The 18,681-nt window shown below is 50.5% G+C and carries 18 protein-coding genes; 12 read left to right on the forward strand and 6 right to left on the reverse strand.

Annotated features, from left to right (window positions below):
• Both NP589_RS12175 and NP589_RS12180 read left to right on the forward strand, forming a co-directional pair.
• On the forward strand, positions 1 to 1,160 hold a 1,160-nt coding region (locus tag NP589_RS12175; protein ID WP_256607238.1), incomplete at its 5' end, for an efflux RND transporter permease subunit.
• 338 nt (positions 1,161 to 1,498) lie between these two features.
• The gene (locus NP589_RS12180) at positions 1,499 to 2,224 is read left to right on the forward strand and encodes a glutathione S-transferase family protein (protein WP_256607239.1); all 726 of its coding nucleotides are present in this window, start codon (positions 1,499 to 1,501) and stop codon (positions 2,222 to 2,224) included.
• Here the strand turns inward: NP589_RS12180 and NP589_RS12185 are convergent.
• Complete coding sequence (locus NP589_RS12185; protein WP_256607240.1) at positions 2,185 to 3,141, reverse strand: LysR family transcriptional regulator; 957 nt, start codon at positions 3,139 to 3,141, stop codon at positions 2,185 to 2,187. The genes NP589_RS12180 and NP589_RS12185 overlap by 40 nt on opposite strands.
• Before the next feature lie 303 nt (positions 3,142 to 3,444).
• On the opposite strand from NP589_RS12185, the gene NP589_RS12190 reads away from it, so the two are divergent.
• Entirely contained in the window at positions 3,445 to 3,924 is a 480-nt protein-coding gene (locus NP589_RS12190; RefSeq protein WP_256607241.1) for a tautomerase family protein, read from the forward strand.
• 131 nt (positions 3,925 to 4,055) lie between these two features.
• The gene (locus tag NP589_RS12195) at positions 4,056 to 5,462 is read left to right on the forward strand and encodes an NAD-dependent succinate-semialdehyde dehydrogenase (protein WP_256607242.1); all 1,407 of its coding nucleotides are present in this window, start codon (positions 4,056 to 4,058) and stop codon (positions 5,460 to 5,462) included.
• A 308-nt stretch (positions 5,463 to 5,770) separates the two neighbouring features.
• Here the strand turns inward: NP589_RS12195 and NP589_RS12200 are convergent, their stop codons facing one another.
• From NP589_RS12200 to NP589_RS12210, 3 genes are all read right to left on the reverse strand, one after another.
• A complete protein-coding gene (locus NP589_RS12200) occupies positions 5,771 to 6,391 on the reverse strand; it encodes a hypothetical protein (protein ID WP_256607243.1) in 621 nt (206 codons plus the stop codon).
• 54 nt (positions 6,392 to 6,445) lie between these two features.
• Positions 6,446 to 7,906 carry a tetratricopeptide repeat protein gene (locus NP589_RS12205; protein WP_256607244.1) on the reverse strand — a complete coding sequence of 487 codons (1,461 nt, stop codon included), beginning with the start codon at positions 7,904 to 7,906 and terminating at the stop codon, positions 6,446 to 6,448.
• A 704-nt stretch (positions 7,907 to 8,610) separates the two neighbouring features.
• Entirely contained in the window at positions 8,611 to 9,531 is a 921-nt protein-coding gene (locus tag NP589_RS12210) for an NAD(P)-dependent methylenetetrahydromethanopterin dehydrogenase (protein ID WP_256607245.1), read from the reverse strand.
• A gap of 258 nt (positions 9,532 to 9,789) precedes the next feature.
• On the opposite strand from NP589_RS12210, the gene NP589_RS12215 reads away from it, so the two are divergent.
• On the forward strand, positions 9,790 to 10,272 hold the full coding sequence (locus NP589_RS12215) for a cupin domain-containing protein (RefSeq protein ID WP_256607246.1): 483 nt from the start codon (positions 9,790 to 9,792) through the stop codon (positions 10,270 to 10,272).
• 105 nt (positions 10,273 to 10,377) lie between these two features.
• Here the strand turns inward: NP589_RS12215 and NP589_RS12220 are convergent, their stop codons facing one another.
• Positions 10,378 to 12,099: a DUF885 domain-containing protein gene (locus NP589_RS12220; RefSeq protein WP_256607247.1), complete on the reverse strand. Its 1,722-nt coding sequence runs from the start codon at positions 12,097 to 12,099 to the stop codon at positions 10,378 to 10,380.
• Positions 12,100 to 12,378: 279 nt separating this feature from the next.
• The gene (locus NP589_RS12225) at positions 12,379 to 12,588 is read right to left on the reverse strand and encodes a hypothetical protein (RefSeq protein ID WP_256607248.1); all 210 of its coding nucleotides are present in this window, start codon (positions 12,586 to 12,588) and stop codon (positions 12,379 to 12,381) included.
• Between the two features lie 111 nt (positions 12,589 to 12,699).
• Between NP589_RS12225 and NP589_RS12230 the strand changes: the two genes are divergently transcribed.
• The 7 genes from NP589_RS12230 (at position 12,700) to NP589_RS12260 (ending at position 18,663) form a co-directional block, all read left to right on the forward strand.
• Positions 12,700 to 13,356, forward strand: a complete 657-nt coding sequence (locus NP589_RS12230) for a thiopurine S-methyltransferase (protein WP_256607249.1) — start codon at positions 12,700 to 12,702, stop codon at positions 13,354 to 13,356.
• Between the two features lie 344 nt (positions 13,357 to 13,700).
• On the forward strand, positions 13,701 to 14,264 hold the full coding sequence (cydP, locus tag NP589_RS12235) for a cytochrome oxidase putative small subunit CydP (RefSeq protein ID WP_256607250.1): 564 nt from the start codon (positions 13,701 to 13,703) through the stop codon (positions 14,262 to 14,264).
• Positions 14,254 to 15,810, forward strand: a complete 1,557-nt coding sequence (locus tag NP589_RS12240) for a cytochrome ubiquinol oxidase subunit I (RefSeq protein WP_256607251.1) — start codon at positions 14,254 to 14,256, stop codon at positions 15,808 to 15,810. Before cydP ends, NP589_RS12240 begins: the two co-directional genes overlap by 11 nt.
• A 24-nt stretch (positions 15,811 to 15,834) precedes the next feature.
• Positions 15,835 to 16,974 (forward strand): cytochrome d ubiquinol oxidase subunit II, encoded by a 1,140-nt coding sequence (gene cydB, locus NP589_RS12245; RefSeq protein ID WP_256607252.1) that lies wholly within the window; start codon positions 15,835 to 15,837, stop codon positions 16,972 to 16,974.
• An 11-nt stretch (positions 16,975 to 16,985) separates the two neighbouring features.
• Positions 16,986 to 17,141 (forward strand): cytochrome bd-I oxidase subunit CydX, encoded by a 156-nt coding sequence (gene cydX, locus NP589_RS21760; RefSeq protein ID WP_020481307.1) that lies wholly within the window; start codon positions 16,986 to 16,988, stop codon positions 17,139 to 17,141.
• A complete protein-coding gene (locus NP589_RS12255) occupies positions 17,138 to 17,350 on the forward strand; it encodes a YgaP family membrane protein (protein WP_256607253.1) in 213 nt (70 codons plus the stop codon). The genes cydX and NP589_RS12255 overlap by 4 nt, the downstream gene beginning before the upstream one ends.
• A gap of 41 nt (positions 17,351 to 17,391) precedes the next feature.
• Positions 17,392 to 18,663 (forward strand): NAD(P)/FAD-dependent oxidoreductase, encoded by a 1,272-nt coding sequence (locus tag NP589_RS12260; RefSeq protein ID WP_256607254.1) that lies wholly within the window; start codon positions 17,392 to 17,394, stop codon positions 18,661 to 18,663.
• The last annotated feature ends 18 nt before the right edge of the window (positions 18,664 to 18,681 follow it).

Genomic DNA, 18,681 nt, shown 5'->3' on the forward strand with positions numbered 1-18,681 from the left:
GTGCCGGCGGCAGCGGCGAGAAATTGCAACTGACCCTGGCGAGCGACGATCCGCAAGCCTTGCGCCGGGCCGCCGATGCGGTCGAGCTCGAGTTGCGCCAACTGCGCGGTCTCGGGAACATTACCTCCAGCGCCAGCCTGCAACGTCCGGAGATTCAGATCACCCCGGATTTCGGCAAGGCCGCTGAGTTGGGTGTTACGGTCGAGGCTTTGGCCGACGTGGTGAGGGTCGCCAGCTACGGCGATTACTCCAACGTCATGGCCAAGCTGAATCTGCCGCAACGGCAAATTCCCATTCGAGTCCGGCTGGCCGAATCCGTGCGCCACAGCTTGGACGAAATCGGCCAACTGCGGGTGACCGGACGCGGCGGCAGCGTCAGTTTGGCCACCCTCGCCGACATTCGCCTGGCCGGCGGCTTGCAGCAGATCGACCGGTTGGACCGGATGCGCAATACCACCTTCGACATCGAGTTGGGCGAGCGGGCGGTCGGCGACGTGTTGGCCGAGGCCATGCAATTACCGACCCTGCAAAACTTGCCGGCCGGCGTGCGCACGATAGAATCGGGCGATGCGCAACGGATGAACGAGTTGTTCGGCAGTTTCGGCGGGGCGATGGCGATTGGGGTGTTGTGCATTTACCTGGTGTTGGTGCTGTTGTTCGGCGATTTCAGCCAGCCGGTGACCATCCTCGGCGCGCTGCCCTTGTCGCTGGGCGGGGCCTTTCTGGCCTTGCTGATGACCGGCGGCAGTTTCGCGATGCCCAGCGTAATCGGGTTATTGATGTTGATGGGCGTAGTCACCAAAAACTCGATACTGCTGGTCGAGTACGCGATGATCGCCCGCCACGAGCGGGGCCTGAGCCGGCTGGACGCGGTGATCGACAGTTGCCGCAAGCGGGTGCAACCGATCTTGATGACGACCATCGCGATGGGTGCCGGCATGCTGCCGATTGCGATGGGGCTAGGCGCCGATCCGAGTTTCCGGGCTCCGATGGCGATTACGGTGATTGGCGGCTTGCTGACTTCGACCGCGCTGAGCCTGGTGGTGATTCCGGTGGCCTACACCGCTATCGACGACATTTTGAGTCTTGGCCGTCGTATCGTTGCTTGGGCTCGGCTTGGAAACAGCGGCGGCGCGTGGCAACACAGCCTGGGGGAATAGAGCCATCTCGGTGCGATGAAAGCCGGCAGTCTGGGTGGATGCGCACAGGCTTATCCACCCCGATCACCATTGCCGAATAGATACAAAAAATCTATGAAACAATTCTTGCGTTTGTTTAAACTCGCCCCACGAAGATGGACGAGGATATTTTGAACAAACTAAGGGGGCGGGAATAGGTTTGTCGTTGTCATGGTCAAATCTTGTTGCAAATCAGGCCCAGCAATTTAACGAGAAGTTTTTGCCATCTAGCGCTTGTGATCCTTGTTTGTGTTTCGAAAGAATGCTTTGATTCAAACATCCAAAATGCGGCACAAACTTGGCGATAGACGACATACCAGATGATTACCTTGCACCAATTTCCCAGAGCCTGGAATATTCCTAATCCCAGTCAATTTTGCGCAAAGCTGGAAACCTATCTGCGCATGGCCGGCATCGAATACCGGATTGCCGAAACGTTGCCTCTATACGCACCCTTCGGCAAGCTACCTTTCATAGAAGACAACGGCCAAAAGCTTGCCGATAGCCGGATGATTATTTGTTATTTGCAACAGCATTACGGCGATAGCCTGGATGGGCATCTGTCGGCTGAGCAAAGTGCGCAAGCGCTGGCCTGGCAACGCTTATTGGAAGAACATTTGTACTGGGTGTGCATGTACAGCCGCTGGCAATACGGACCGGAAAATTGGCAAATCAATAAGCAGGCGATCTTCCAAGGTTTACAGCAACCCTGGGCGGATCTGGTGGCCGCACTCTATTGGCTGCGGGTTCGGGGGCAACTGCGCGGCCAGGGCATTGGCCGGCTACCTGCCGCACATATTTTCGAATTGGGTCGACATGATGTGGCGGCTGTATCCGCCGCACTTCAGGACAAGATGTTTTTACTGGGTGATCGGCCCAGTAGCGTCGATGCCTCAGCCTTCGGCGTATTGATCAATCTATTGGCCTGCCCGGTCAGTTCGCCGGTCAAGGATTATGCCTTAACCCAATCCGCCTTAGTCGATTATTGTCGGCGCATTCAAGAACGCTATTTTCCCGAACTGGGCGAACCGAAGTTTGGCGATTGATGGTCCAGCGTGGCGCAAGCAGCGCGGATTTCTTCTCGCAGCCAGCGATTGGCAAACTCCTGGTCTTGCAGCGGATGCCAGACCATGACTGTGTCGTAATGCGGTAAATCCAGCGGCAAGGGCACCAATTGTAAAGGCAAGGTCTGAGCGAATTGCTCGGCCGTGCGTTTTGGAGAAGCCATGACCATGTCCGTTTGCGCCACAATCATCGACGCGGACAAAAAATGCGACACGGTCAGCGCCACGCGCCGCTCGCGGCCGTGTTCCGCCAACCAGTTGTCGACCTGCCCGGTACTGGCGCCGGTTCTGGACACCAGAATATGCGGCAGCTCTATATAGTCTTCCAGCGTCAATCTCGCATTCACCAGCGGGTGGCCGATGCGCGCCACACAGACAAAAAAATCGTCGAACAGGCGTTCGCAATGTAGATGCTTGGGGGGACTTAACATCACTTCAAAACCCAGTACCAGGTCTATCTCGCCTTGCTCCAGCGCATGCGAAGGAAAGTGGCTGCTGGTACGTTTGAAATGAATATCCACGCCCGGTGCCTGTTGGGCAATACGCGGCGCCAATATCGGCAGGAGCAGAGCTTCCACATAATCTGTCGCCGCAATGGTAAAAGAGCGCCGACAAGTGGCGGGATCGAACGGCGCCGGCGCCCGAATCAAACCTTCCACATCTTTGAGTACCGCCGCTACCGGAGCCACCAGGGACAACGCGCGTAACGTCGGCGTCATGCCCGCCGGGGTTTTCACCAGCAACGGATCTTCCAGTTGTTGCCGCAAGCGTTGCAGCACGTGGCTCATTGCCGACTGGCTAATGAACATTTTGTCCGCCGCCCGCGACACGTTGCGTTCCTTCATCAGCAGATCGAAAGCGATCAATAGATTCAAATCAAATGTTCTCAAGTTGGCCATAGCTGGGTTTCCGAAATATAAGCGCGGGCTATGTTACCGAAATGCCAGCGGCATTTAGCATCAATTATTTTCATAGGCGCATGAATACAAAGCATTTTACCGTCTGCCGTCTCGGGCATACATTTATCCCCGACGCAGCCGCCGACGCTTAGTTCCCCCCAAGGAATTTGCAGCTTAGCGCGGTGGGGCGTCACCTCACTCTCAATCATGCATCAAGCCTCAGTTTTTGGCGAAGAGCTGATTGAGTAAAACAAGGTGATTAATAGGATCATCAAAACATACTCATATATCAGGAGAATCATCATGCCTTTGTGGAAAGTCTATCATCCCAGCGGAGCCTTCAGCGGGGAAGACAAACAGGAACTGGCCGAACAAATCACTAACGTTTATGCGGGCGTACCCATCCCAAGATTTTACGCCGTCGTCATTTTTGAAGAAGTGTCCAAAGGTAATTGCTTCGTCGGTGGCGTGCGTAACGACAAATTTATTCGCTTCAAGGTCGAACAAATCGCCCGGACATTGCCGGGGCCTATCATACGAGAATGGTGGATGCGAACGCTTGACGAAGTCATTGCGCCTTTTGTGAAAGAACGCGGATTCGATTGGGAAATATCAATTGACGAAACCCCATTCGATCTTTGGTCGCTACAGGGCGAGTTGCCGCCACCCTTCGAATCGATAGCCGAAAAACGTTGGGTTGCGGAAAACAAGGCAAGTCCTTACACCTACCAAGAAAAACTACCCGCAGGCCACTTTTTACTGTCTCCAGGCGTTACGGGTTAATTCATACGAGTGACCGGTTCATTGTGACCCGGTCACTTTTTCCACAATCGTCGATACACGTTTCTGATCGCGCTATCGGTCTGGCTTTATGCCTCTTAGCAAGGCGATATCGACTAAAACGAGATAGAAATATGGCTTATCAATCCATCAATCCCTCATCCGGCGAATTACTAGCAGCTTATCCTGAACTATCCGATTCGGATCTTGAGCTTGCCATTGCGAAAGCCGATCAAGCCTATCGGCAGGCGTGGCGCCATTATTCCGTCGATGAACGCGCTAAGGTTATGACGAAAGCAGCATCGATCCTGCTGGAAAGGAAAGAAGAGTACGCGCAATATTTGACGTTAGAAATGGGTAAGCTCATTGGCGAAGCATACGCAGAAGTAGACATTACCGCAGGCATACTCCAGTACTACGCCAAAAATGCCAAAGAATATCTTGCACCGAAAGCCTTGCCTGAAGCACCGACCGCTCAAGTATCGATAGAACCGATAGGGGTGATTCTGGGCATAGAACCCTGGAATTTCCCTTATTACCAAGTTGCGCGTGTTGCTGGCCCGCAATTGATGGCCGGCAATGTATTATTGCTGAAACATGCGGAAAACGTCCCGCAGTCGGCACTGGCCTTAGCCAAGCTATTCGAAGACGCCGGCGCGCCGGCCGGTGTGTACACTAATCTATTCGCGACTATCGAACAAATCGGCCGCGTCATCGACGATCCGCGGGTGCGCGGCGTCACGATTACGGGTAGCGAAACGGCCGGTGCCGCGGTGGCGGGACGCGCCGGGCGAGCATTGAAAAAAGTTGTGGCGGAAATGGGCGGGAGCGACCCGCTGTTGGTATTGGAAGATGCTCCGCTAGAGTCCACTCTGGATAGCGCCTTGTTCGGGCGCATGTTCAACTGTGGCCAATGTTGCGTCGGCTCGAAACGCCTTATTGTGGTGGGGCAAGCGCGCGGCAAGGCGTTTCTGGAAGGTTTTGTCGAACGCATGTCGTCTTTGCGCGCCGGCGATCCGCTGAATCCGGCAACGACTTTGGCACCGCTATCTTCAGAAAAAGCGCTGAAGCTGCTGCTCGATCAGATTGCTCAAGCCCAGGCAGGCGGTGCCAACGTCGTACTCGGCGGCCAAAGAATCGAGCGGCCAGGCTATTTTCTTGAACCTACTGTCATCACCGAAATAGACGCAAATAATCCGATCTATCAACAAGAACTGTTTGGCCCGGTCGCCGCCATTTACGTCGTTGATAGCGAAGCGCAAGCCATTGCATTGGCCAACGCAACCTCGTTTGGACTCGGTGCATCCATTTTTACCGCCGATGTCGAACGCGGCCGTGACGTCGCGCCCCAAATTGAAAGCGGCATGGTTTTCATAAACCAGCCCGCCTGGACTGCCCCGGAACTGCCGTTTGGCGGCATCAAAAACTCGGGTTTTGGTCGTGAATTATCTGAGCGTGGCTTTTACGAGTTTGTAAACGAAAAATTAATTAATATTGCACCGCCCGGCGCGGCGCCCTGGGGCCCGGTCGCTCTCGGTTAGGGAAAAAGCGGCCGCGCTTGGTTCGGTGCGTAATTGCATTCACTTGCACACTCTTGTTGGTAATATGTACGTGTTCCGAAACAAACCCAACCAATTTGCGTGTGCCTGGATTCGGCCAAAAGCGGTCTGACGAAACCAAAAGACGAACGGCCAAAGCCCAGCCAAAAGCAGTCACAAGTGCTAGTGAGTTTAAGAAACGCACTTTTTCGCGAACGATGCGGTGCACGTTGTTTGTCGCATACTACTGCACTGATTTTTAACAAAAAAGACTAACTGCATTTCGCAAAAAATTGTCATATATCCGTAAATCAAAGTTTAATTAACCACCAATATATTCTAACATCAATGTTAAACTTTTTTCCTGCATCAATTACATCACAAATAAAATTTTTATCAAGAGTACTGCAATGTTGATCAATTATATTTTTAGCATCTTGTGAATAATCCACTCCTGATGCATTAAAAAAACGGTTTATATACCCAGAATACTTTATTATCTTATCAAAAGGCTGAATTATTACAGACTGAATATTGGGGTGTGTCGCCAAAAGTAATAAATATCTTTCAACGGCATTTTTGCTCTCAAATCCCTCTAACTTTTCCTTATCATAATTAAGTACATCTTTAAAAGACGTTTTTCGCTTCAAAAATGCCTCTAAGGTGTAAATCGCTTTAATTTCAATCAGAGAAGTTTCTTTCCCTTCACTATCAACAACTGCAATGTCTATCAACTTTTTCTTACTATTCAATATAAAACGCCATTCTCGTGCCACTATTGAAAAAGTTAAATTTTCTTGAAGATGAAAAGCAATTTTGTCTCTTATTGCATGCTCAATTTTTGAGGTCAACGCTAAATACGCTAATTCATTTTGTCTAAACCCTAATGAAATTGTCAGTAATGATTGTTCAATATTTGAGAGAATAGTCATATTATCTAATTTTTAATAAATATGAACAAATATTGACATTTTAATATAAATTATTTAATCGCATCCAAATTCTCTTGCGTGCCTTAAACCCTCCGATATGTCAGTGTTAAACTGTGCACTACTTGCGTAATTTGAATTCATGGAGGCCTGTCCTTCTAAAATTCTTAATACTTGTGCCATATGTCGGCAAGCAGGAGATGGATTATTTGATAGTTTTTGGATATACATCTGTAATGGGCTTGATGAGCTACGTATTGAGCTACTACGTATTGAGCCGCTGCGTACAGATTGATTTGTACTAGATTCTTCCTGAACTATTTCAGTGAAAAATTTAGATTGTGAAATATCCATTCTCATATTGCTAAGCGTAGATGAATCATTATCTATGAAACTATCAAAGTCCCCATTGCATATATACTGGAACAGAACTTTCTCGTTTCCATCGTGGTCGCGTACGTTTTTATTTGTACTAGAATCCTTTCTAAACATATATTTAAATTTGTCGTCAGAATAAAATTCTTGAACATTTTGATTTCCGGACTGACACTCCATTCTAACCCCCCATCCATTAAAGCTGGTTGCGCCATTATAAGGGCCGTTAAATGCCATTCCGGGATCGTTATTTCCGTAAAAAAACACGTAATTAATATTTCCATTACTATCTATTAATTTTTGTATTTTATCAGTATTTAAAAATAGAGAAGTTTCATCTGTGAATGCAGGTGATAGCAATTTGTTCGCTTTGATCCAAATATCTGCTCTAGCATCCTTAATTGACATGGCATTATCAAAGGCCAGCGATGGTAACGAATTGTTAATTTGGTTATTAATATTTAATAATTCCTTCGCTTGCGAAGTTTTTTCAATAGTGTTAGTTTCAGATGCCTTAATCAAATAGTCAGTATCGGATATTTTTTCTATTGTAATTGGTTTTATTCCCTCGTTTTTAATGGCTTGGTTTGTCGCCGAAACTAATATTTTATTTTCTTTATTATCTGTCAGAAGCTTTTGAAAATATAATTTTGTCTTGTCTTTATTTGTTGACAGTAAATATGCAATATTTAAAACTGCTGTAGCAGATTTAAGATCTCCTTTGTCAGCATATACTTCGCTCAAATTGGCCCATGCAGCAGCACGGTTTGGATTTAGCATAATTGAAGCACGAAAAGGAACTTCGGCTTGGCTTTTTTTTCCCGCTTTAACCATAGCATATCCAAGATTTGAAGCTATCTCTGTATCAGAACGATCTGTTTCAAATGCTGTGGTAAGTAAGGCGATTGCTGTATCATAATTACCAGAATTTATTTCCGCTAAACCCTTATCATTTAAATTACGTGCAACTGTTCTATTTCCCTTAGCGGGCTTCTGTAAAGATTCAATGCCAGACTTTGCTTCAAGAACTTTTGCTTCATTGCCAGCAATTGATGATGCAATCATTGCATCAATCTGGGAAGTGGGCTCCGCCTTCAAGTCTGTTAAAAATAAAACTGCTGTTATAAGAGCTATTTTTTTCATTATAAGGGCCTCTTAATTTTGTAAACTACAATATATTCTATATTTTCAACATTTCAACCAAGCAGAGCAGTCAGAATAAAAACATAGTTGAACTTTTTCCCCACACAAGCGCTCAGCAACTACACGCTTACTCAGGCAATAATCGCTATAAAGAGTTATGCCCTACAGTGCAGCCTTTAATACTTGTTCGATAGCATCACAACCCTATAGACGTAAGCCCAGAAGGTGTATAACTTGCTGCTGTTTATAGAAAATCTGTACCTGTTTTTGCAATACAACTCCGTTATCGTCATCGATAGGAACTTTAAGAGCAGACTGCTCGTATTTGTCGAGATTGATACAGGTAAACTGCCCTTTTTCGCCAAACGCCGATTAATGATGGATTGGTGCATTCGCCCGGATTTTGTCTGTAATAACTTCATTAGCAGCCAGATTAACGGGCGATTATGTGGCCGTTAAGGGTCGGTTTTTGCCGGACAACCACCATCATTTTACTCATGGTCTGCTTCTGTTTTTGGTAATTTCAATGAATATGAAAATCAGTGATTTCGTTGCGCAAAAAGAAAAACAATTAGTGCGTAATCCAAACAGTCCCAGGTGTGCAAGTGGCATGCTATTCCGCAGTTTGGCGGTATTTTGCACAGCTTTGCGACCGGCGAAGTTCTGCCGGTCAGGGTGAGCCGCCAAATAGTTGAACTGACGATTTAAATCGATTTTTCCGGCTTGATCGCTTGCTGTTTCAATACCGACAGCGCAAATTCATACGCTTCGGGAAAATCGATTAACGCCGCGGTACTGCTTTTTTGGATCTGCTCATACAAGCCAAATTGGGTTTTATATTTCAAATTACCGATAGCCATGGGGCCTATGCTCAAAAAACGGGCGCCGGATACCTCCGCGACAACGCCAAGGTCGTTAAGCCCGATGCCGGCTACACCGCTAGGTGGCACGGCATTGGTATCGGCGGCCAGGATCAGGTTGGCGGCATGCGCCAAGGAGTTCTCTAAAATGCGCACCCCGGCTCTGGCGGCGCTGATAATGATTTCGGCTTCCCGCACCACTAGTTCTTTTTCGTCATTAGTCTGTGCGGATACCCACTCGACTTGAGCGTTGTAACGCTCGCAAAAGCGTTGGGCCGATCTTTCGTCATCGTCGGCAACCAGTTGGCACAGCTTTACTGTTGCCCCCTGCTGCGTAGCCAATATAGCTGTGCATAGACCGACGGGCCCGGTGCCGAATATGGCTACTTTCTTTCCGGATAAGCCATTGCCTGTCTTGTCGTTCAGAACCTGTTCGATCAAGGCGACAATACTTGCGGACGTGGTATAAGCGCCATTCGGATCGGCGAATACGCCAACCTTGAAAGGTCCGACCATGGCATTTTTGGCATTCTGAAACATGTCGGTCGCCATATGCACATCGCGTCCGCCGATGAAAATGCCGGTGTCGTTAAAGCGGTTGGGTGGGCGACAAAAAATGGCGTCTTGAACCATAGCCGATACTTGTTTAGGTTCGACTTTGGTAAACGGCACCACCATGTCGAAGCCGGCATCAGCAGCAATGGTGACATCGAATGGGCTGATGTTGTCGCTTGGCGTTAAAAAGTACAGGATTCTTTTGGTCATGGTCGATTGGTCCGGGTTGAATTTAAGGGCCGTTTTAATATAGTAGATACCGGACTATTTACTGCGGGTTCTTAAAAACTTGTTCTTCGGAGCAAGTAAGGCGGACTCCTCCGCCAACCAAATCAGGGCCACGAGTGGATAAGCGAAGTGTCATCCGCTGGGACCGGCGTTTCGATAATTGATGCTATCGCTTATGCGCCGAGGATTGCGAATAGTCCATCATATCGACACACTAACGGCACAGAACACGGAGCCCAGATGAGAATTTATTTGATAGCTTTAATAATTGTTTCTTTCGCAAATTCTGTATTGGCTCAGGATAAAATCGATCGTATGCGTGCCGAGGCGATGGAGGAGTTTACGCCGGATACGGTTAAGTGGGCTGACGAGCCGATACTTCCCAAGGGTGCTCAAAGCGTAGTTCTGGTGGGTGACCCGAATAAAGCGGGAGTGTTTATCGCTTGGTTGAAATTTCCAGCTAATTATCCAATTCCACCACATGTACATCCTTTTACAGAAGTCATTACCGTCCTGCGTGGCAAGCTAGGAAACGGTATGGGCGAGAGCTTGGATACGAAGAAGGGAAAGATGTTTAAAACAGGTTCCAGCTTCGTGTTACCCGCCGGCCACACTCATTATGTCTGGACAACCGACGAGGAAACAATCGTCGAGCTCATTGCCACCGGACCATGGGGTATCACTTATACCAATCCCACCGATGACCCACGCAGGCAGAAATAGCGCTTGAGTAAATTGGCGAGGTAATTAATATTGCTAGCGCGATTATCGGCTGTTTTTATCCAAAAACGCCAGCATCGCGCTCCTTCCGCCGCTCTCGATAGCTTATTAAAGATCAGACCCTCTATCGTCTCCCAACATAGCCTTCCGAATCAACGGAATCGGCGGCGCGCCGTAAGACAGAAAGCCATCGTGGAAGGATTTCCACGCCGCCCGGCCGCCATGGCTGGCGCTCCAGTCCTCGCGCAGTTTGCGGATCATTAGTTTACCCAAGGTGTAATTCAGATAACCGGGATCGAAGGTACCGCGCGCGGCTTGTTGCTTGGCCGTACCTGGGTCGCGAAAGGCCTGTTCCCGGAACATTTTTTCCGACGCTTCCACGGTCATGCCTTGGGTGTGTAAGCCCAGCGCGGACAAAAACCGCACATTGCGGAGCAAGGCATTCAATAATTGGCCGATATGGGTTTGCGCATCGCCCGCGTTCAAGCCGGCTTCCCACATCAATTCCTCTGAGTAATGCGCCCAGCCTTCGGAGAACGCGTAACTGCTGAATAATTGTCCGAGCTTCGATGCCGTGCGGTCGGCATGCAAATGTTGCAGAAAATGGCCGGGCCAGACTTCGTGCGCGGAGATAAATAGCAGATTGGCCTTGCTGGGCACATAGGCGGCTTGCTCGGCGGCACTCCAGGCCGGATCGGGCGGTGCCACGTAGTAGATGGAGGGTAGGGCATGTTCAAAAGGGCCGGGGATGTCGATGTAAGCCGAATTCCAGCGTTTAAACGGCGGCGATTCGGCGACGGTTGCGTCCTCCTGGCTGGGAATCGACAGCAGGTTTTTTTCGGTTAAAAATGCCTTCAATTGCACCAGTTGCCGGTGTGCCTCGGCGACCGCGCCATCGGCAGGCTTTTGCGCTTCGACTTTGGCGACGCACTCCGGCACCGATGCACTCGGGGCATACTGTTTACATTCCTCTGTCAGCGCGGCGAGATTTCGTTCCAGATCGGCGCGGCCCATCTTCTCAAGTAATTCCAGCGGCACATCAACCCCTTCGCTGGCCTTCAGCATAGCCCGGAAGCGGCTTGCACCCAACGCAAAGTCGTCGTTGGCACTGCCGCGCTGTTGTTCCAACCAGTCGGCCAGTTCCCGCATCGCTTTGGCTGCGGCCGGCACCGCAGTATCGAACTGCCGCTGCAATTCCGGGTTGTCCACTACGGCACAGGTGGTCTTGGCATCGGTTTCATAGAAAGTCGCCAGGCCGGTGAATATAGTCTTGCCGACCTCGATATAGCTGCGCGGCAACGGCGGTTTTAGATTGGCGCGGATTTGCGCGGCGGCTTTGGGGATGTTGGTAGCGTAATTGATGAAGGCGTGCAGGCGCTGGTCGAGCGGCGCATACGGGCGGGTCACGTAGAAGTTAGGATCTAAGGCCTGCGAATAGAACAGCGGGTTTTTCGCGGGCGACTTGGCCGATTGCAGCCAGAACAATTCCTCATCGATTACCGTCAGTAAATGCTTTTGTTCGAAGCGTGCGCTTGGTTTAAGTGATGCATCGGGATATTGGGTGGCTAATTCGCGCTGCGCTGTCAGCCATTGGTTTTGCCTGGCCAACCCTTCCGGGCTCCAATCCGGTAATTTGCCGTCGAATTCATGCCGGCCGGCATTAGCGGCAAAAGCAGGATGGAGCTGGAAGTAATGTTCAATAAATTCACCGACAAACGCCTCCCAGTTTGGGGCTGATTTGCTGGCGGCAAGCGGTTGCCCGCCGAACAGCAGTAGCGCCAGGATGGCGACAATGGCGCGCGAGCCTTGGAAATTGATGGTGCGTAACATGGTAGCCCCCGTTTTCCGCATGATGACGGGCCATCATATAGCAAGGCAAGGGTCAGTCAACCAGTTTAAACCCGGATCTTGAGTTCATTGTGGCTGAGGTGTTATAGCAAATCCCCTGTGACAACCGGCGCCTGCCGGCGACGGAGCGGCGGTATTTGGGTCAGGGTCAATGGTGTCCAAGTAAGCGTTGTGCACGCTAAAACCGCTCGTCGGTGCCGCAAACTCCTGTGTCGGTAAAACCAAATCATTTGGCGGTGCCGCCGAGACGTTCAGCGGTGTTCACCAAGGTTTACAGCGTGCCGCCGAGCTACAGGTGAGTGCCGCCAAAGCAATGCCGGGCGCAGCTAAACCATACGGCGCAGCCGCTGCATGTTTGGCAGGCGTATACGCGTGGCTTGGGAATATCGCCAGGCAGTTTTTCGCACCGGTCTGAGCTTGAGTTGATGGGGCTAGTAAAATCGTCGGCACACCCGCAAGCGAGTAACTCATGACCAATAACCTCAATCACCTGCTCTAATTCTGTTGCTAACAATGCCGAGCAGTAAACCGACAAGTCAAATAGAATGGCTATTCGTTCAAAATCAAAAGAGAGGGCAGGCTATGGATCATGATTTCTGGCATCAGCGTTGGCAGCAGAACCAAATCGGTTTTCATAAGCATGAGTTCAATCCGATTTTACAAACCCATTGGCCGCGCTTGTCTATCCCCCAAAAAGCCCGGGTGTTTGTACCGCTGTGCGGGAAGAGTAAGGACTTGCTCTGGCTGTTGGCCATGGGCTATCAAGTGGTGGGTGTGGAATTAAGTCCGCTGGCTGTAGAGTCGTTTTTTGCGGATAACAATTTGCAGCCAACCGTGCGGCGCCAGGGCGATTTTTGGGTCAGCGAAGTGGAGGGCTTGCAGATTTTCTGCGGCGATTTTTTTGCATTACAAACTGCCGACGTCGGCGAGTTTGATGCGGTTTACGATAGGGCGGCGTTGGTGGCTTTGCCGCCGGATATGCGCATCGATTACGTGATGAAACTATCCTCTCTGTTGCCGACCAATGTGCAAATGTTGTTGATAGCATTCGATTATCCCCAGCACGAAATGCCGGGGCCGCCGTTTAGCGTGCAAGCCGACGAAGTTGAGCGTTTATATAGCCACTGGTGTGAAGTGGAATTACTAACCAGCGACGATGCCTTGGCGACCGAACTGCATTTTAAAGAGCGCGGCTTAACCAAAATGGTGGAGCAAACCTATAAACTTTTGGTTCGATAATCGACGAAGCAGACAGTTGCCAGTCGCTTATTAACCCGGCCCTTAAATTTCCTGGATTCGTCATTCCCGCGAAAGTTAAAGTCCTTAGACCGCGCAGCGAAGCGATTTAAGCGGCTGGGCTCTCGCCTTCATGGGAACAGGGACATGTAAGGGCCGGGTTAATATTCCGGGAGACTGTTGCGCAATCGGCGCGACATGTTTCACCTATGTTTCAAATTGCCTAATACTGTTTCAATGTTTCATTATGAAACGTCTTTTGCGCCGGCCGATAGTTGACCGGTCCTTGTCTACCTTGATTAATCGGAGAAATTACGCTTGGCACGCAAATTGATATAAAAATATTATTGATTAATTATATTTGTGAAGCGAGCATGTTTTCCGGTCAACTGTCAGAAAATAACACCCCGAGATACAAGCACTCGCCGCGAGGCGGTCGCCGCCAAGATACGAGGGCGATCACAAGCGGCGGCCCAGCGCATTTGACTTATATCTCGTTAGCGCGCGTATCGGATTCAAAACCAAACTACACTACAAAGAAAGCTGGGTTGCCGGGCGCTGTTAACCCTTATATCCGAGCTATCCAGCAGACACTGTTCCCTCGAAATAAGCCGCAGAAGGCCTATTTACCCGCAAGCATTTCCAACACTCTAAAGAAGGAGGCGGCTATGGCAGAGACTGCTGATCATTCGGTTCCAGCAAAATCCAGCTTGCTGCGATGGGAAATTGCCGTAGCGCTGTTGATAAAAGTCATCTTGCTCACCGGTCTCTGGTTTCTGATCTTCCGCTGGCAAGATCGCCCCGCGGTTAAACCGGACATCGCCGCTCACTTTGCCTTGCCTGCCGCGCCAGTCAAAATTAATCCCGATTTTTCTTCACAATCCACCCAGGAGTCTCGCCATGTTCGGTGACGATATAGTCATGCTGTCACGCATGCAGTTCGGGCTAACCGCGCTGTATCACTTTCTATTTGTGCCCTTGACCCTGGGCATGACTTTTATCCTCGGCATCATGGAGTCGGTCTACGTGATGACCGGCAAAGAGGTTTACAAGGACATGGTCAAGTTTTGGGGAAAATTGTTTGGGATCAACTTTGCCATGGGCGTCACCACCGGTTTGACGCTAGAGTTTCAGTTCGGCACCAACTGGGCTTACTACTCGCATTACGTCGGCGACATCTTCGGGCCTTTGCTGGCCGCGGAAGGCTGGATGGCATTCTTTCTGGAATCGACTTTTGTCGGTTTGTTCTTTTTCGGTTGGGATAGACTCAGCAGAGTCCAGCATCTTACTGTGACCTGGCTGCTGGCAGTCGGGACCAGTTTATCGGCTTTGTGGATCCTGATAGCCAACGGCTGGATGCAGTATCCCGTGGGCGCCGAATTTAACTACGAAACCCTGCGCATGGAGATGACCAGCTTTGCTGACGTGTTCTTCAATCCGGTGGCTCAGGTTAAGTTCGTGCATACCGTCGCAGCCGGTTATGTCACGGGTTCCATGTTCGTGCTCGGGATCAGTTCCTGGTACTTACTGAATAAGCGCGACATTGGTTTCGCCAGACGCTCGTTTTCCATCGCCTCGGCTTTTGGCTTGGCCTCCATCTTATCGGTCATCGTGTTGGGCGACGAAAGCGGCTATACCTCTGGTGAAACTCAAAAAATGAAGTTGGCTGCCATTGAAGCGGAATGGGATACCCACCCGGCGCCTGCTGGTTTCACCGTGTTTGGTTTGCCCGATCAGGACAATCAGAAAACCGACATGGCACTTAAAATCCCATACGTATTGGGCCTGATCGCCACCCGCTCCATAGACGAAGACGTCAAAGGTCTTAAAGACTTGCGCGAAGACAGCGTAGTGCGTATCGAAAGCGGCATGGTGGCCTACGACAATCTGCAAAAACTGCGCGCCGGCGACAATAGCCTCAGCGTCAAACAGCACTTTGCGGAGCACAAGGCCGACCTGGGTTACGGCTTATTATTGAAAAAATATACTGATAAGGTCATTGATGCCGACGCCGCGACCATCCAAAAAGCCGCCAATGACACCATTCCCAAAGTCGCACCGTTGTTCTGGACCTTCCGCATCATGGTGGCCTGCGGTTTCATCATGCTGTTCATATTTGCGATGACTTTCTACTACTGCGCCACCCGCGTTGCCGATCAAAAACGTTGGTTACTGCGCATGGCGGTATGGTGCATCCCACTGCCCTGGATAGCCGCCGAGACCGGTTGGTTCGTCGCCGAAGTCGGTCGCCAGCCCTGGACCATCTCCGGTGTATTGCCCACTCACATGAGCGTATCCAGCCTCAGTGCCGGGCAACTGTGGTTCAGCATCGGCGGCTTTGCTTTGTTCTACACGATATTGCTGATCATCGAGATGTATCTGATGTTGAAGTACGTCCGCCTCGGGCCCAGCAGCTTACATACCGGGCGCTATTGTCTCGAACAGCAACCCGCCTAAACCCTTTGTCAACAGGAGTTCATTATGTTTGATTATGAAACTATCCGCCTGATTTGGTGGGTCTTTATCGGTGTCGTCGGCATTGCATTCGCATTGACCGAAGGCTTTGATTTCGGGGTTGGCACCTTGCTGCCGTTTATCGGCAAAACCGACGTGGAGCGCCGGGTGATTATCAACACCGTCGGCGCCACCTGGGAAGGCAATCAGGTTTGGCTGGTGCTGTTGGGCGGCGCGATATTCGCGATTTGGCCGGCAGTGTATGCCACGCTGTTTTCCGGGCTGTATGCGGCGATGCTATTGGTGTTGTTTTCCCTGTTCTTTCGCCCGGCCGCTTTTGATTATCGCAGCAAGATCGAAGACCCGCGCTGGCGCAACAGTTGGGATTGGAGTCTGTTCATCGGCAGCAGCTTGCCGCCGGTTCTACTCGGCGTATTGGTGGGCAATTTGATTCTGGGCCTGCCGTTTCATTTCGACCAAGATCTGCGCTCGTTTTACGACGGTTCCTTCTGGGGTTTGCTTAGTCCGTTTGCCTTGCTATGCGGCGTGACCGGGCTGTTGCTCACGACCTTTCACGGCGCATTGTTTCTGAAATGGCGGAGTGAAGGTGTAATTCATGACCGCGCCGTGAATACCGTTAATGCCCTTGGGCCGATGTTGTTAGTCGCGTTAACATTGGCAACGCTCTGGGTATTCCTTGGTATCGATCGCCCGGAAATTACGCAGATGGCGGCTACCGATGCGCCGTCCAACCCGCTGCATAAAACCGTGATAGCCCAAGGCGCAAGCTGGTTGCAACATTTCATGACTTATCCCTGGATGTGGCTGGCACCGCTGACTGGGTTTGTCGGTATCGGGCTGGCTTGGTTGTTAGGTAGGGGCGAGTCCAGGATGGGGGCCTTCGTACTTAGTAGTCTGGGTGTAGTCGGTGTAGCGCTGACCGTGGGTTTTGGTTTGTTTCCTTTCCTGCTGATTTCCTCAACCGCTCCCGGCTCCAGTCTGACTTTGTGGGACGGTACCTCCAGCCACAACACCTTATTGCTGGGCTTTTGGATCACTATCATATTTTTGCCCATCGTGCTGCTCTACACCCGTTTTGTGTACCGGGTGATGTGGGGCAGCGTGACCGAAGCCGCTGTTCTTAAAGACAGCCACACACTTTACTAAGGAGACACATCATGTGGTATTTCGCTTGGATACTCGGCGTCGGTTTCGCGGCGTCCTTCGCCATCATCAACGCCATGTGGCTGGAATCGGTGTGCGACATCGATCATCACGGCATCGATCAATCTTGCGAAAGTTTGGCGCAACGCAGCAAGGAGAGATTGTCATGACCACAGACCGTATTGTGCGCATCGTCGCCGGCTTATTTGTGCTGCTGTCGCTGAGTCTGGGCGTTGAAGGCAGTCCTTTATTTCAATCAAGCAACTGGCTTTGGTTTACCGCGTTCGTCGGGGCCAATTTGTTTCAAAGCGGTTTTACCCGATTCTGCCCGCTGGAAATGATTCTTAAAAAATTGGGCGTTAAAGAAAGCTGCCAATAACAGCGGCAAAAAATAATTATCTTTCAATTAGGAGTAGTCTCATGGCAAAAATTGTAATCGTAGGCGCGGGCATCGGCGGCATCCCGATGGCATTGGAAATGAAAGAAAACGCCCGGAAGGAAGACGAGGTGGTGGTGATCGCCGATACGCCGACCTTTCACTTTGTACCGTCCAATCCTTGGGTGGCGGTTAACTGGCGCAAGCCGGAAGACATCAAGGTGGAGTTGGCACCCATGTTCAAAAAAAAGAAGATCGGTTTTATCCAACAAAAAGTCACGCGTTTCCACCCGGAAAACAATCAAGTGGAATTGGCCGATGGCTCTCAGGTCGATTACGATTTCTTAGTGATCGCCACCGGCCCAAAACTGGCATTTGACGAAGTACCGGGTTTGGGCCCCAACGGCCATACCCAATCGGTGTGCCATGTCGATCATGCCGGCGAATCCGGTGAATTTTGGGACAAGTTTGTCGAAGATCCCGGTCCGATTATCGTCGGCGCCGCCCAAGGTGCGTCCTGCTTTGGCCCTGCGTATGAATATATGTTCATCGCCGAAACCGACCTGCGCCAGCGTAAAATCCGCGATAAAGTCAAAATGACTTATGTCACCTCAGAGCCTTATGTCGGCCATTTGGGTTTGGGTGGCGTGGGTGATACCAAAGGCATGCTCGAAGCGGAGATGCGTAGCAAGCACATCAACTGGATCTGCAATGCCAAAATCGACAAGATCGAAGCCGGCATGATGTATGTCACTGAAGTCGATGAAAACGGCCAGGAGAAAAAGAAACACGAGTTGCCGTTTAAGCACAGTATGATTCTGCCGGCCTTTAAAGGTGTCGATGCCTTGAGTGGCATTGATAAGCTGGTGAATCCAAGGGGTTTTGTCATTGTTGACGAGAATCAACGCAACCCCACCTTTAAAAATGTCTATTCAATCGGCGTCTGCATCGCCATTCCGCCGCTGGAACAAACCCCGGTGCCTACCGGTACGCCAAAAACCGGTTACATGATCGAGTCTATGGTCACCGCCACCGCGCATAATATCCGTGCGGAACTGGATGGCAAGCAGCCTAAAGAAAAGGGCACCTGGAATGCATTGTGTCTGGCGGATTTTGGCGATTCGGGCGTCGCGTTCCTGGCCATGCCGCAAATTCCGCCCCGCAACGTGCAGTGGGCTTCTAGTGGTAAATGGGTGCATTTAGCTAAAATTGGTTATGAAAAGTACTTTATGCGTAAAGTTCGCAAGGGTATCAGCGAGCCTTACTATGAAAAACTGACCTTAAAAATGTTTGGCATTATGCGTCTGAAAGGCTGACACTGGTTTATGCCGTGC

Source organism: Methylomonas rosea (assembly GCF_024505055.1).
Taxonomy (GTDB): domain Bacteria; phylum Pseudomonadota; class Gammaproteobacteria; order Methylococcales; family Methylomonadaceae; genus Methylomonas; species Methylomonas rosea.

What these genes read in the sequence shown, in the direction of transcription:
- NP589_RS12180 (WP_256607239.1), top strand. Translation starts at nt 1,499, where the DNA reads ATGATTACCTTGCACCAATTTCCCAGAGCCTGGAATATTCCTAATCCC.
- NP589_RS12185 (WP_256607240.1), bottom strand. Translation starts at nt 3,141, where the DNA reads ATGGCCAACTTGAGAACATTTGATTTGAATCTATTGATCGCTTTCGAT.
- NP589_RS12190 (WP_256607241.1), top strand. Translation starts at nt 3,445, where the DNA reads ATGCCTTTGTGGAAAGTCTATCATCCCAGCGGAGCCTTCAGCGGGGAA.
- NP589_RS12195 (WP_256607242.1), top strand. Translation starts at nt 4,056, where the DNA reads ATGGCTTATCAATCCATCAATCCCTCATCCGGCGAATTACTAGCAGCT.
- NP589_RS12200 (WP_256607243.1), bottom strand. Translation starts at nt 6,391, where the DNA reads ATGACTATTCTCTCAAATATTGAACAATCATTACTGACAATTTCATTA.
- NP589_RS12205 (WP_256607244.1), bottom strand. Translation starts at nt 7,906, where the DNA reads ATGAAAAAAATAGCTCTTATAACAGCAGTTTTATTTTTAACAGACTTG.
- NP589_RS12210 (WP_256607245.1), bottom strand. Translation starts at nt 9,531, where the DNA reads ATGACCAAAAGAATCCTGTACTTTTTAACGCCAAGCGACAACATCAGC.
- NP589_RS12215 (WP_256607246.1), top strand. Translation starts at nt 9,790, where the DNA reads ATGAGAATTTATTTGATAGCTTTAATAATTGTTTCTTTCGCAAATTCT.
- NP589_RS12220 (WP_256607247.1), bottom strand. Translation starts at nt 12,099, where the DNA reads ATGTTACGCACCATCAATTTCCAAGGCTCGCGCGCCATTGTCGCCATC.
- NP589_RS12225 (WP_256607248.1), bottom strand. Translation starts at nt 12,588, where the DNA reads ATGAGTTACTCGCTTGCGGGTGTGCCGACGATTTTACTAGCCCCATCA.
- NP589_RS12230 (WP_256607249.1), top strand. Translation starts at nt 12,700, where the DNA reads ATGGATCATGATTTCTGGCATCAGCGTTGGCAGCAGAACCAAATCGGT.
- NP589_RS12240 (WP_256607251.1), top strand. Translation starts at nt 14,254, where the DNA reads ATGTTCGGTGACGATATAGTCATGCTGTCACGCATGCAGTTCGGGCTA.
- cydB (WP_256607252.1), top strand. Translation starts at nt 15,835, where the DNA reads ATGTTTGATTATGAAACTATCCGCCTGATTTGGTGGGTCTTTATCGGT.
- cydX (WP_020481307.1), top strand. Translation starts at nt 16,986, where the DNA reads ATGTGGTATTTCGCTTGGATACTCGGCGTCGGTTTCGCGGCGTCCTTC.
- NP589_RS12255 (WP_256607253.1), top strand. Translation starts at nt 17,138, where the DNA reads ATGACCACAGACCGTATTGTGCGCATCGTCGCCGGCTTATTTGTGCTG.
- NP589_RS12260 (WP_256607254.1), top strand. Translation starts at nt 17,392, where the DNA reads ATGGCAAAAATTGTAATCGTAGGCGCGGGCATCGGCGGCATCCCGATG.